Source organism: Anaerobutyricum hallii DSM 3353 (assembly GCF_000173975.1).
Lineage (GTDB): Bacteria > Bacillota > Clostridia > Lachnospirales > Lachnospiraceae > Anaerobutyricum > Anaerobutyricum hallii.
Genome location: NZ_ACEP01000031.1, coordinates 19,535 through 33,110, shown reverse-complemented (window position 1 = coordinate 33,110; position 13,576 = coordinate 19,535). Strand labels below are relative to the sequence as shown.

Below are 13,576 nucleotides of genomic sequence, written 5' to 3'. Positions count from 1 at the left end.
GTGATTCTTCTCTATAATTCTTCAGGCAATCCGACTACCACTCTTTTCAGCGGCGTCTCTTTGCCTGCGGCAACTCAGGATATGTGTTATACTAGATAGAAATAGAAAATATAATATTGAGGATGGAGGAAATTCTATGGCGAAAATGACGGTATATCATGGTGGGTATACACCAGTGAAACATCCGGAAATACGGGAGGGAAGAAACACAAAAGATTTTGGTACAGGATTTTATTGTACAGTTATAAAGGAACAGGCTCAAAGGTGGGCGAAAAGATATGATGATAAAATCGTCTCTATTTACGAGGTAAGGTTAAATACGCATTTAAATATAAAAGAATTTAAGGACATGACAGATGAATGGTTAGATTTTATTATTGATTGTCGTTCAGGAAAACCGCATCAATATGATATTGTAATAGGAGCGATGGCAAATGATCAGATTTATAATTATGTTTCCGATTATATTGATGGAGCCATTACAAGAGAACAGTTCTGGGTGTTAGCTAAATTCAAATATCCGACACATCAGATTAATTTTTGTACACGAGAAGCTTTAAAATGCTTAGAATATAGAGGATATGAGGAGACGAGATGATGGAAAGACAACTGGGAAGAGAAAGTCAGAAAGACAACGACTTATTTTATACATGTTCACTTATTGACTATATTGCCAGAAAAACAAAGAATAAAAGAGCAGCAGTGGTAGATGCATTAGGCAAAGAATGCATTGCAAAAATATATGACTTAGCGGATATTTACCATAGCGATAATATAGAGCGGGTGAGTGATGATTTTATTGAAGAAGCAAAAATTTCCGTTGGAAATTTTGATAATGTGGGGGAATGTCAGTATGCAGTTCCTTCCCATTGGGATATCGGAAAAGTATATAAGCGCTTGATAAAACAAGTGGCTTTAGAAAAAAAGATAGATGTAGTAGATGCAATTATTGAAGTATACCATTCTTTTATTAGTGACAAAATAGATGATTATAATAGTAGTGTTTATTACGAAAATCCAAGTTATATATTTGAGTGTTTTATCCAAAATAAAATATTATAAAATACTAATTTGTAGATTTTGGATAGACGAAAAAAGAAATAATACCATATCCCATCTGCTCTGTAGTCGCTGTGTTTAAAATGCTTATCTGCATCTTAAACACGCTCCGAAGCCGCATCTGAGATATGGTATTATTTCTTTTTTATTTAGAAGACTCCATACAATTCAGCTCAATATCTTCTATTAAAGCGGCGTCTGTGTCCCCAGCAAATTAGTAGTTGTTAATTTCTTCCTGGAGATACTGAAAGAATAATCCCACATGATAACCATCTGCTACTGCGTGAGCAATTGTGATATTAACAGGCATCAGTATTTTTTTGCCATGCTGCTTATACTTACCCATCAATACAATTGGGAAAAAAGAAGGTTCACCATTAGAGACCCTACTGCTATAACCGGTAAAGGTTGTCCATGGCGTGCAGGATATGCAGTAAAAATTAGCAGGTTGTCCTTCTTTTGCTTTAATTCCTTTTTTCGTTGCGGCAGTAGCCATATCTTTTAGGATATCTTGATAAAATATATTAAAATCTTCGGAAAAATCTGTCCAGCAATCAGAAAAAGTATGGTCATCATTATGAAAAATAGTATAATTTGGAATGATTTTGTCCCAGGCACAAAGGTATCCATATTTATCTTTAAACATTTTAAAATTATCGATGCGGTTTAATGTCTTAGTAACAAGATAGATCATAGCAGGGTAAAATTTGTAACCTTTTGAATGACAAAAATCCAATACATTTTTTACATCAACATTAGCGGTAATATTATATTCAACTTTTAACTGTTTAGTATAGTATTCGTAATGTTCCCTGCGTGCCCAGGTATCCATATCAATTTTTTTGCAGCCTGTCATATGTAACCCTCCTCCATGTGTTATATTTTCTGGTTGATAAACTAAAAAATATTATACAATACTTACTCCTAAGATATATTTATTATACAATGTTTTTTCTTTTTTGACTATTAATTATATAGCAGGAATTCTTTCCCTATATTATATGGATATGTATGATTTTTTCTGTTTTGAGTAGTTTGGTAATTATTGAGCCACTCATTATATTTCGAAAATTTTTTACAGGATTTTTTTTCGCAGAACAAACGGTTATACAAAATGCACATCTTCGTATTATGTGTATTCTCTTTTTTGAACCACTATGCAGTTTTTATGAGATTCCGGCAGGCGTATTAAGAGGTACTGGACATTCCTTATCCCCGGCTATTGCCGCAATTATAGGAACCTGTTGTTTTCGTATTATTTGGATATATACTATTTTCGGGGAATATTGCCAATTAAGTGTTCTGTATTATGCCTTTCCTATCTCATGGATACTAACGATTGTTCTTATTATGATCGACTTTGCTATTGTTATTAAAAACAGACAGCCGTTGAAATAAAATTTTATGCTGAATTGTAAGGAAACTATGGTAAAGAAAAAAAGAATTGTTATTCGTATTGCATTTTGTGACTTTGCGCTATGGAATTCTGACCATAGGAACTTGGGACTCGTTTTTCCCGAGTTCCTGTTTTTCTGGGCAGAATGGAATGCTTAGCGCAACGGAACAAAATCAAACAGATAACAATTCTTTTTTCTGGCTCTTCTAAATTTACAAATTAGTATTTATTTTTCGTCTCCTAATAACTTGTGTTTCAGATCGAACAGTTTCTGTGAAAGGTCCACATATACGGTCTGAGGATTTATCAGTCTTCTGTTCTCATCCCACAGTGTATTCAGTTCCTGTTGGCAGTATGCTTTGATGTCCATAACAGCAGGAGAGGAGTATACGCACTGTCCGTTTAAGAATATTGGAACGAGCATTTCGCGGATCTGATAGCTGCCGGCTGGAAGAATGGACTTTTTCCAGGTAGAGATCGGATCAAAAATCTTTAAATCTTCTGAAGGGTCAAATGTTTCCCCAACGAGGCAGATTAAGTCAGCCTTAATCTTGCTGCTTTCTTTATCATAAATACGATAAACTGTTTTGTTACCTGGGTTTGTAATCTTTTCCGGGTTCTCGGAAATCTTAATTTTAGCGGTGAATTCTTTATCGCCAGGTTTTTTGATGGCTGCAAGTTTGTATACCCCACCGAATGCCGGGTTATCAGAAGATGTGATAAGATTTGTACCAACACCCCAGGAAGTTACGGTACAGCCCTGTGTTTTTAAACTGTTGATCAGGTATTCATCAAGGTCGCTGGAAGCGGAAATAATCGCATTTGTAAATCCTGCCTCATCTAACATCTTGCGGGCCTTTTTAGACAGGTAGGCAATGTCACCGCTGTCTAAACGGATTCCCATAAGCTTAGAAGTGATTCCGGCATCACGCATCTCTTTAAATACCTGAATGGCATGTGGAACACCAGACTTTAAGGTGTCGTAAGTATCTACCAAAAGGATGCAAGCATCGGGATACATTTTCGCGTAGGTACGGAAAGCAGTAAGTTCGTCTGGGAAGCTCATAATCCAGCTGTGGGCATGTGTTCCCTGTACAGGAATGCCGTAAAGTTCTCCGGCGAGTACGTTGGAAGTTCCGGTACATCCACCGATAACGGCAGCTCTTGCGCCGAGTGTTCCGGCATCTGGTCCCTGTGCGCGGCGAAGACCGAATTCCATAACGCCGCCGCCAGCCGCATAGTCAACACGAGAAGCCTTTGTTGCGATAAGACTCTGGTGGTTGATGATATTTAAAATCGCTGTCTCAACAAGCTGTGCTTCCATGATAGGGGCGATAACCTTTACAAGTGGCTCCTTTGGAAATACGACACTTCCCTCTGGGATTGCATAAATATCTCCGCTGAAATGGAAGCCGGCAAGATAGGAAAGAAAATCTTCTTTAAAAATGCCGAGACCTCTTAAATAATCAATATCTTCATAAGAAAATGACAGGTTCTTTATATAATCAATTACCTGATCAAGTCCACAGGTGATGGCATAAGCACTGCCGGATGGATTTTTGCGGTAAAAAACATCAAATACAACCTTATCTTCGTTACCTTCGAAGAAATATCCCTGCATCATTGTAAGCTCATACAGGTCGGTCATCATAGTTAAATTGTTAGAAAACATAATTCATTTACTCCTCTGTCCCAATACGAACGGTTGGTTCTCCTAATTTAGTAATATATTCGCTGTTTACATAGCCCTTATAGCTTTCTTTATCTCCGGTTAATACCTTGACGTAAGCATAATTTGTACCTGCCGCAAACTCAAGAACTTCCAGATGTGTCATAGGAAGAAGGTCTGTAATCGCGTCAGAATCTGCGCTTGCCTCTGAACGAAGTGTAAGAGACTGATACACATCGGCCACATAAACATTCTTATCTTTGGAATCTGCTTCTGTGGTAGACTCCGCTGCAGTTTCACTGTCCTCTACAGTAGAAGGCAGGGAAATGGATGCCTTTGCTTTCTGGCTTGGAATAGTAAAGTAAAGCAGGCAAAATCCGCCGAGAACTGTGCAGGCGACAACAATCGCACAAAGAAAAGATACAATGAGTTTTTTTAACATTATAGGCTCCTTTCTAATTAAGGAGTATTGTAGCATAATCTTTTGTAAATTAAAAGAAAATTTAAGGATTAACAATGTTTTGTGAAACTGGGAAATCTCATTGTATAAATAATGTATAAAAGTAACTGGTGACATTTTATCAATTCAAGAATGTCCTGGCATTCTTGCTATGATGTGGGAGTCATCTCACATCTGATATAAATAGTACAGGAATCAATATAGTGATAAATACAGTAAATACAGAATGAAAATCTGTTGACAATTTATCCCACCTAGTATATGATTATCTGTGATAAAAACGTTGATGGAGACAGTAAGAATTTTTGAACGCTTCAGTGAGACGGAGATAGTGGGAATCCGTTGTCAGTAGAGAATATCCGAATATCACTCCTGAGTTGCACTGCCGAAAGGTTACAGTAAGCAGTGACGGAATCTCACCGTTAACAGAGAAGCATATGTCAGTATGTACAGGTGGTATAATGATAGTTCAGGCTTTCATCCTTTTACTGGGGATGGGGGCTTTTCTTTTTTTGCCGGAAAATTTGGTCTGCACATCGGGCATAATAATATGATGTTTCAGAATTATGGGAGCAGAGTTAGCTGTGGAGTAATTCGTGACATCAAGTTAGGGGCAAAATATCTTTTGGCCATAACATCACAATATAAATTTATTTAATCTAAAAGTAGTTAAATTAAACTGACTAAATTAAGGAGGAAACGTCGTGTACAAGAAAGTATCCACGAATCTCAATTTTGTAGAGAGAGAAAAAGAAACTGCACAGTTTTGGAAAGACCATGACATTTTTAAGAAAAGTATCGAAACAAGAGAAGGTGACCCTGTTTACACTTTCTATGATGGACCACCAACAGCCAATGGTAAACCTCATATCGGACACGTTTTAACTCGTGTAATCAAGGATATGATTCCTCGTTACCGTACAATGAAGGGTTACATGGTTCCAAGAAAGGCCGGATGGGATACTCACGGACTTCCAGTAGAGCTTGAAGTAGAGAAGAAGCTTGGCCTTGACGGAAAAGAGCAGATTGAAGAGTATGGTTTAGATCCATTTATCACTCAGTGTAAAGAATCTGTTTGGAAATACAAAGGAATGTGGGAAGATTTCTCAAAGACCGTTGGTTTCTGGGCTGATATGGATAACCCATATGTAACTTATAATGACAACTTTATTGAGTCCGAATGGTGGGCATTAAAGACTATCTGGGATAAAGGTCTTCTTTATAAAGGATTTAAGATCGTACCTTACTGCCCTCGTTGTGGAACACCTTTATCTTCTCACGAGGTAGCACAGGGATATAAGGCAGTAAAAGAGCGTTCCGCAGTTGTTCGTTTCAAAGTGGCTGGTGAAGATGCGTATTTCCTTGCATGGACAACAACACCTTGGACACTTCCAAGTAACGTAGCTCTTTGTGTAAACCCAGAAGAGACTTACTGTAAAGTAAAAGCTGCTGACGGTTATGTTTACTATATGGCAAAAGCATTACTGGATAAAGTTCTTGGTAAGCTTGGAACAGAAGAAACTCCAGCTTACGAGATTCTTGAAACTTACAAAGGAACAGACCTTGAATATAAAGAGTATGTTCCACTATATGAAGGTGCTGCAAAGTCCGCAGAAAAACAGCATAAGAAAGCACATTTCGTAACATGCGCTGACTATGTAACAATGTCCGATGGTACAGGTATTGTACACATCGCACCTGCATTTGGTGAGGACGATGCACAGGTTGGAAGAAAGTACGATCTTCCATTTGTTCAGTTCGTAGATGGAAAGGGTAGCATGACAGAAGACACACCTTATGCTGGATTATTTGTAAAAGATGCAGACCCTAAGGTACTTGTTGACTTAGATAAAGAAGGCCTTCTTTTCGATGCGCCTAAGTTCGAACATGATTATCCTTTCTGCTGGAGATGTGATACACCGCTGATCTACTATGCGAGAGAGTCCTGGTTCATCAAGATGACAGCAGTAAAAGACGACTTGATTCGCAACAATAACACAATCAACTGGATTCCAAAGAGCATCGGTAAAGGCCGTTTTGGTGACTGGTTAAATAACATTCAGGACTGGGGTATTTCCCGTAACCGTTACTGGGGAACACCATTAAACGTATGGCAGTGTGAAGGCTGCGGAAAGATGGAGTGCATCGGAAGCCGCCAGGAATTAGAGGAAAAGAGCGGAAATCCAGAAGCTCAGACTGTAGAACTTCACAGACCATATATTGATGCGATCACTCTGACATGTCCAGATTGTGGAAAGACAATGAAGAGAGTGCCAGAAGTTATCGACTGCTGGTTTGACTCAGGAGCAATGCCATTTGCACAGCATCACTATCCATTTGAAAATAAAGAGCTTTTCGAGCAGCAGTTCCCTGCACAGTTCATTTCTGAGGCAGTAGACCAGACAAGAGGATGGTTCTATTCCTTACTTGCAGAGTCCACACTGTTATTTAACAAAGCTCCTTATAAGAACGTAATCGTTCTCGGCCACGTACAGGACGAAAACGGACAGAAGATGAGTAAGAGTAAAGGAAATGCCGTAGATCCGTTTGATGCATTAGAGCAGCATGGAGCAGATGCTATCCGCTGGTATTTCTACTCTAACAGTGCACCTTGGCTGCCAAACCGTTTCCACGCAGATGCAGTAACAGAGGGACAGCGTAAATTCATGGGTACATTATGGAATACTTATGCATTCTATGTACTTTACGCAAATATCGATGAATTTGACCCAACGAAGTACAGCTTAGAGTACGACAAGTTATCTGTTATGGATAAATGGTTATTATCAAGACTGAACTCCTGCGTAAAAACAGTAGATGACTGTCTTGCCAACTATAAGATTCCTGAAACAACAAAGGCATTACAGGCATTTGTAGATGATATGAGTAACTGGTATGTACGTCGTTCCCGTCAGCGTTTCTGGGCTAAAGGAATGGAGCAGGATAAGATTAATGCATACATGACTCTTTATACTGCACTTGTTACATTCATCAAAGCTTCTGCACCAATGATTCCATTTATGACAGAAGACATTTACCAGAACCTTGTAAAGAGTGTTAATACAGATGCACCAGAAAGTATCCATTTATGTGATTTCCCAGCAGTGGATGAGGCAATGATTGATGAGAAACTTGAGCAGGATATGGGTGAAGTACTTGACATCGTTGTACTTGGACGTGCTGCACGTAACGCATCCGGAATCAAGAACCGTCAGCCAATCGGTCAGATGTTTGTAAATGGAGAGGCTGCTTTAACAGATTACTACAAACAGATCATCGAAGGTGAGCTTAACGTAAAAGACGTTATTTTTAAGGATGATGTATCTGACCTCACAGATTACACATTTAAACCTCAGATGCGTATTCTTGGACCAAAATACGGTAAAGACTTAGGAAAGATCCGTAATATTTTAGCAAACCTTAACGGAAGTGCGGCTAAGAAAGAATTAGACGCAAATGGCTTTTTGACAATAGAGTTAAATGATGGTAAAATCAATTTATTGCCGGAAGAGTTATTAATTGATATGTCACAGAAAGAGGGATACGTTTCTCAGGCAGATCATGGAGTTACCGTAGTACTTGATACTAATCTGACACCGGCACTTTTGGAAGAGGGATTCGTAAGAGAAATCATCAGTAAGGTACAGACAATGAGAAAAGAAGCCGGCTTTGAAGTGACAGACCACATTACTGTATACGAAGAGGGTAATGACAAGATTAAAGAAGTCATGACCAAATACACTGATGAAATCAAGAATGATGTATTGGCAGACGATATGTGCTTAGACGCAGAAGGCGGATATTCCAAGGAATGGGATATTAATGGAGAAAAAGTAAGATTAGGTGTCGAGAAAAAAATGTAATCTTAAAACCTTTTAAACACTTGTTTTTAGCGAATGGTTTTTGACCAGAGGCACTCAGATTTTGCGGCGAATGTACTACGTACGTCTCAAAATCTGAGGCTGGCTGATAGAAATCTTCTCACGAAAGCAGGCACGAAAAAGATTCCAGGATTATACGAGATAATTTAGGAGGATCAGTTCATTGATTAAAAAGGATACTTTCGACAAAGAAAAATTCAAAAAAGAGTTAGAGTCCAATGTCCGTATGCTGTTTCGTCGTAAACTCGAAGAAGCAACACCACAGCAGATTTATCAGGCTGTTGCATACTCCGTAAAAGACGATATTATTGACAACTGGATCGAGACACACAAAGCATACGAAAAACAGGACAAGAAGATGGTTTACTACATGTCCATGGAGTTCCTTATGGGTAGAGCTCTTGGAAACAACATGATTAACCTTCTTTGCTATGATGATGTAAGAGAAACATTAGAGGAGTTAGGACTTGACCTTAACCTCATCGAAGACCAGGAGCCAGATGCAGCACTTGGTAACGGTGGTCTTGGCCGTCTTGCAGCTTGTTTCCTTGATTCTCTTGCAACACTTGGATATCCAGCTTACGGCTGCGGAATCCGTTACCGTTATGGTATGTTCAAACAGAAAATTGAGAACGGTTATCAGGTAGAAGTCCCAGATAACTGGTTAAAATACGGAAATCCTTTTGAAATCAAGAGAGATGAGTATGCCGTAGAAGTTAAGTTTGGCGGTTATGTAGATGTTGAGATGCATAACGGAAGACAGAAGTTCGTTCAGAAGGGATACCAGAGTGTACGTGCCGTACCATACGATATGCCAATCGTAGGTTATGGCAACCATATCGTAAACACACTTCGTATCTGGGATGCAGAAGCAATCAACAACTTCAACTTAGATTCCTTCGACAAAGGTGAGTACCAGAAAGCTGTAGAACAGGAAAATCTTGCAAGAACAATCTGTGAAGTATTATATCCAAACGACAACCATATGGCAGGTAAGGAACTTCGTTTAAAACAGCAGTATTTCTTCATTTCTGCATCTGTTCAGAGAGCAATTGCAAAATACAAAGAAACACATGACGACATTCGTAAGTTCCATGAGAAAGTAACATTCCAGTTAAATGATACACATCCTACAGTAGCTGTAGCTGAGTTAATGAGAATCCTCGTTGACGAAGAAGGTTTAGAGTGGGATGAAGCATGGGAAATCACAAGAAAGACCTGTGCTTACACAAACCATACTATTATGGCAGAAGCTCTTGAGAAGTGGCCTATCGAGCTTTTCTCCAGATTACTTCCTAGAGTTTACCAGATTGTAGAAGAAATCAACCGTCGTTTCGTTATCGAGATCCAGAACAAATACCCTGGAGATCAGGAAAAAATCCGCAAGATGGCGATCCTCTATGATGGACAGGTAAGAATGGCTCACCTTGCAATCGCAGGAAGCTACTCTGTTAACGGTGTTGCCCGCCTTCACACAGACATCCTTAAGAAACGTGAGTTAAAAGATTTCTATGAGATGATGCCAGAGAAGTTCAACAATAAGACAAATGGTATTACACAGAGAAGATTCCTTCTTCATGGTAACCCATTACTGGCAAGCTGGGTAACAGACAAGATTGGTGATGACTGGATCACTAACTTAGATCATCTTAAACATTTAAAAGTATATGTAGATGATGAAAAGTGCCAGCAGGAATTCATGAACATCAAATACCAGAACAAGGTACGTCTTGCAAAATACATCAAAGAGCATAATGGAATTGATGTAGACCCACGTTCCATCTTTGACTGCCAGGTTAAGAGATTACATGAGTACAAACGTCAGTTAATGAACATTCTTCATGTAATGTATCTTTACAATGAAATCAAAGCACATCCAGACATGGATATCGTTCCAAGAACATTTATCTTCGGAGCAAAAGCAGCCGCTGGTTATTACACAGCGAAGCTTACGATCAAGTTAATCAATGCAGTAGCAGATAAGATTAACAACGACCCATCCATCAATGGAAAGATCAAAGTTGTATTCATCGAAGATTACCGCGTATCTAACGCAGAGCTTATCTTTGCAGCAGCCGATGTCAGCGAGCAGATTTCCACAGCTTCTAAGGAAGCATCAGGAACAGGTAACATGAAGTTCATGTTAAACGGTGCTCTCACATTAGGAACAATGGATGGAGCTAATGTTGAGATTGTAGAAGAAGTTGGCAAAGAAAACGCTTTCATCTTCGGTTTATCTGCAGACCAGGTAATGGAATATGAGAAAAACGGAAACTACAATCCAAGAGACGTATATAATAACAACCAGGACGTTCGTCAGGTACTTACACAGTTAGTAAATGGATTCTATTCACCAGAGAATCCGGAACTGTTCCGTGCCCTCTATGACGCACTCCTTGAAAAAGACACTTATTTCACACTGTTAGACTTCGATTCTTACAAAGAAGCTCATAACAGAATCGATGCTGCTTACCGCGATGAAGAACACTGGGCAAGAACAGCAATGCTCCAGACAGCATCCGCAGGTAAGTTCTCATCTGACCGTACGATCGAAGAGTACGCAAAAGAGATGTGGCATCTGGAGAAAGTGACTCTGTAATTCGCAAATAAATAGTCGAAGAAATAGACGAACCCCAAGATAGAATAGAACCGATATCTGTGACTTTAGTCGCGGCGGTTTGAATGCTCGCTTATGCACTCGCGTTCAAACCTTGCTCCGAGGTCACAGATATCGGTTCTATTCTATCTTGGGGTTCTGTTTTTTGGCGAGATTTAGTTAGAATCAGGAGAATTCAGGATTTCCCAGAATACCAGTTGGGAGTGAAGGGGATGAAGTTGGGAGTACAGAGTTATGGAAGAATTTGGGGATTCTACGGAGTGACGGTTGGCGGTGAAGGAGCTGGTGTACAGGTTTCATCTGTTTTTTGCAAGCCCAAATCAGAAAAAATTGTTATTGGTTCACCCAATTCCTTTTTTTACCTTTTTTCTTGCCCGTTTGAATAAAATAATTTATCATTTTGGGCTGTAAATTAGTAAAATTTTATATTTAAGAAAAGTAATTTGCAAAATATACGATAATAATTTGCTTTTTAGGTGTAAAAAGTATAAAATAAAGCCATAGAACACTCTGATAGATTTTTGGAGGGCAAAATGGGAGCAACAATAGATGAAATTATTGATTCCCTGAAAAGGGGACAGGGGAAAAGAGTCTCAGACTTGGTCAAGATGGCTTTAGAAGAGGGAACAGACCCGCAGATGATTCTGGAAGATGGCTTTTTAGCCGGAATGGAACAGGTAGCGGACAAGTTTCGTAAAGAAGAAGTTGGTGTGCCAGAAATTTTGAGCGTTACCCGCGCATTGGAAAGGGGCGTTTCTACTCTGCGCCATTACAGTGGCGGACGTGCCAAAAAGGAGATTGGGACAGTTATAATAGGAACAGTAAAAGGGGACTTACATGACATCGGAAAGAATCTTGTTAAGATTATGATGGAGAGTAAGAATATAAGGGTTATTGATCTGGGCGTGGATGTTTCACCGAGAAGATTTCTGGAGGAGGCAGTAGGCAGTCATGCTCAGATTGTATGTTTAAGTGGTATCATGCCGCATTCTGAAGAAGATATGAGAGCTGTTGTTGAAGAATTTGAGATGAAAGGTATCCGGGATCAGTTTTATTTTATGGTAGGTGGTTATTTTCTGACGGAGAGGCAGGCAAAGGCAATCGGTGCAGACTGTTATACGGAAGATGCCTGTAATTGTGCAGAGAAGGCCTGCCGCTATTTGAATAAAAAAGATAGAAGGAAGAAAAACCATTAATTTCTGACCGATGAGGTTGGGATAATGCCGATGTTTGGAGGACAGAAGATTGACGGAAAAGAATAATATTTATATTGAAGACGTGGTGGATGTAAAAGAACTTCAAACTTTACAGGATAATTGGGCGAAGGCTACAGATCTGGCATTTGTGACGGTGGATTGCAACGGAACTCCGATTACAAAGCAGAGTAATTTTACACCTTTTTGCAAGCGTCTTCGTGAACTGGATGCATTTCGTGAAAAGTGCTATTACTGTGATGCCTGTGGAGGACGAAAGGCAAGAAGAATTGGGAAAGCTTATGTGTACATATGTCATGCTGGGCTAATTGATTTTGCGATTCCGATTATGATAAAGGGACAGTATGTTGGAGCGTTTCTGGCAGGTCAGGTTACCAGCACAGATTTTGCAGATTTAAAGAAGATTACGACACAAAGCGAGGATTGGAAGGACAATCAGGAACTGGTTGAGCTCTACAGCCAGGTAAAAGAGGTGTCTGTGGAGAAGATTGAGGCTGTGGCACAGATTATCTGTGACAGCTATAATTATTCTGTGGAGAGAGAATATGCGAATAAGGTAAATGCAGAGCTTCGCGAAAAGGATTATAAGCTCATGAAGGAAGAGAAGCTTCGTATTGAGATGGAGAAGTCTCTTCGTGATATTGAGTTGAAAGCTTTACATTATCAGATCAATCCGCATTTTCTTTTTAATGTATTGAATACAATAGGAAGACTTGCTTTCTTTGAGAATGCGAAGATGACGGAGGATGTTGTCTATGCGTTTGCGGATATGATGCGCTACATTTTGAGAAAGAGCAGAGATCCATTAAGCCCACTCAGAGAGGAACTGACCCATGTGCAGAATTATCTTAAGATTCAGAAGATTCGCCTGGGAAGCAGGCTGCAGTATTCCATTAATATATCGGAGGCATATTACAGTGTGAAGCTTCCGTTTTTATCTCTGACAACACTTGTGGAGAATTCCATTAAATATGCAGTTGAGAATAAGGCATCCGGTGGAATGGTCGAAGTGAATGGAATCGAGAAAGATGGAGATTTATGCATTGACATTATTGATAATGGTGATGGCATGTCCCAGTCAAAAATAGTCAGCGTTTTACGCGGGGATGCGTATAAAGATAATGAAAAGGGATCTGTAGGACTTTATAATATCAATTCCCGACTGATTCATTATTTTGGAAATGAATATGCGTTATCCATTGAAAGTGAAAATAAACCTTCTCTTGGAACGAAGGTGACAATAAAAGTGCCATTGGTACAGGAATAGAAAGGCAGAGTTG

The 13,576-nt window shown here is 39.3% G+C and carries 11 protein-coding genes; 8 read left to right on the top strand and 3 right to left on the bottom strand.

What is annotated here, in order from left to right; translation table 11 throughout:
- Positions 1-136: 136 nt before the first annotated feature.
- Both EUBHAL_RS02380 and EUBHAL_RS02375 read left to right on the top strand, forming a co-directional pair.
- Positions 137-598 (top strand): DUF3990 domain-containing protein, encoded by a 462-nt coding sequence (locus EUBHAL_RS02380; RefSeq protein WP_005344432.1) that lies wholly within the window; start codon positions 137-139, stop codon positions 596-598.
- The gene (locus EUBHAL_RS02375; RefSeq protein ID WP_044921588.1) at positions 598-1,062 is read left to right on the top strand and encodes a hypothetical protein; all 465 of its coding nucleotides are present in this window, start codon (positions 598-600) and stop codon (positions 1,060-1,062) included. The genes EUBHAL_RS02380 and EUBHAL_RS02375 overlap by 1 nt, the downstream gene beginning before the upstream one ends.
- Before the next feature lie 211 nt (positions 1,063-1,273).
- Here EUBHAL_RS02375 and EUBHAL_RS02370 read toward each other — a convergent pair whose 3' ends face one another.
- On the bottom strand, positions 1,274-1,915 hold the full coding sequence (locus tag EUBHAL_RS02370) for a chloramphenicol acetyltransferase (RefSeq protein ID WP_005344428.1): 642 nt from the start codon (positions 1,913-1,915) through the stop codon (positions 1,274-1,276).
- A gap of 155 nt (positions 1,916-2,070) precedes the next feature.
- Here EUBHAL_RS02370 and EUBHAL_RS17155 point away from each other — a divergent pair, with 155 nt between their 5' ends.
- Positions 2,071-2,457, top strand: a complete 387-nt coding sequence (locus tag EUBHAL_RS17155; RefSeq protein WP_005344426.1) for an MATE family efflux transporter — start codon at positions 2,071-2,073, stop codon at positions 2,455-2,457.
- Between the two features lie 224 nt (positions 2,458-2,681).
- Here the strand turns inward: EUBHAL_RS17155 and EUBHAL_RS02360 are convergent, their stop codons facing one another.
- Both EUBHAL_RS02360 and EUBHAL_RS02355 read right to left on the bottom strand, forming a co-directional pair.
- Positions 2,682-4,127, bottom strand: a complete 1,446-nt coding sequence (locus EUBHAL_RS02360) for a nicotinate phosphoribosyltransferase (protein ID WP_022169705.1) — start codon at positions 4,125-4,127, stop codon at positions 2,682-2,684.
- A gap of 7 nt (positions 4,128-4,134) precedes the next feature.
- On the bottom strand, positions 4,135-4,566 hold the full coding sequence (locus tag EUBHAL_RS02355; RefSeq protein WP_022169704.1) for an SH3 domain-containing protein: 432 nt from the start codon (positions 4,564-4,566) through the stop codon (positions 4,135-4,137).
- Between the two features lie 722 nt (positions 4,567-5,288).
- Between EUBHAL_RS02355 and ileS the strand changes: the two genes are divergently transcribed.
- From ileS to EUBHAL_RS02325, 5 genes are all read left to right on the top strand, one after another.
- Positions 5,289-8,447, top strand: a complete 3,159-nt coding sequence (gene ileS / locus EUBHAL_RS02345) for an isoleucine--tRNA ligase (protein WP_005344416.1) — start codon at positions 5,289-5,291, stop codon at positions 8,445-8,447.
- Between the two features lie 181 nt (positions 8,448-8,628).
- The gene (locus EUBHAL_RS02340) at positions 8,629-11,064 is read left to right on the top strand and encodes a glycogen/starch/alpha-glucan phosphorylase (protein ID WP_005344414.1); all 2,436 of its coding nucleotides are present in this window, start codon (positions 8,629-8,631) and stop codon (positions 11,062-11,064) included.
- A gap of 83 nt (positions 11,065-11,147) precedes the next feature.
- Complete coding sequence (locus EUBHAL_RS02335) at positions 11,148-11,468, top strand: hypothetical protein (RefSeq protein ID WP_005344412.1); 321 nt, start codon at positions 11,148-11,150, stop codon at positions 11,466-11,468.
- A 147-nt stretch (positions 11,469-11,615) separates the two neighbouring features.
- Positions 11,616-12,278, top strand: coding sequence for a cobalamin B12-binding domain-containing protein (locus EUBHAL_RS02330; RefSeq protein WP_005344411.1), 663 nt, complete (start codon positions 11,616-11,618; stop codon positions 12,276-12,278).
- A gap of 49 nt (positions 12,279-12,327) precedes the next feature.
- Positions 12,328-13,563 carry a sensor histidine kinase gene (locus EUBHAL_RS02325; protein WP_022170137.1) on the top strand — a complete coding sequence of 412 codons (1,236 nt, stop codon included), beginning with the start codon at positions 12,328-12,330 and terminating at the stop codon, positions 13,561-13,563.
- Positions 13,564-13,576: the final 13 nt, after the last annotated feature.

Coding starts and splice junctions, on each gene's coding strand:
- EUBHAL_RS02375 (WP_044921588.1), top strand. CDS start 598: ATGGAAAGACAACTGGGAAGAGAAAGTCAGAAAGACAACGACTTATTT.
- EUBHAL_RS02355 (WP_022169704.1), bottom strand. CDS start 4,566: ATGTTAAAAAAACTCATTGTATCTTTTCTTTGTGCGATTGTTGTCGCC.
- EUBHAL_RS17155 (WP_005344426.1), top strand. CDS start 2,071: ATGATTTTTTCTGTTTTGAGTAGTTTGGTAATTATTGAGCCACTCATT.
- EUBHAL_RS02360 (WP_022169705.1), bottom strand. CDS start 4,127: ATGTTTTCTAACAATTTAACTATGATGACCGACCTGTATGAGCTTACA.
- EUBHAL_RS02370 (WP_005344428.1), bottom strand. CDS start 1,915: ATGACAGGCTGCAAAAAAATTGATATGGATACCTGGGCACGCAGGGAA.
- EUBHAL_RS02380 (WP_005344432.1), top strand. CDS start 137: ATGGCGAAAATGACGGTATATCATGGTGGGTATACACCAGTGAAACAT.
- EUBHAL_RS02335 (WP_005344412.1), top strand. CDS start 11,148: ATGCTCGCTTATGCACTCGCGTTCAAACCTTGCTCCGAGGTCACAGAT.
- EUBHAL_RS02330 (WP_005344411.1), top strand. CDS start 11,616: ATGGGAGCAACAATAGATGAAATTATTGATTCCCTGAAAAGGGGACAG.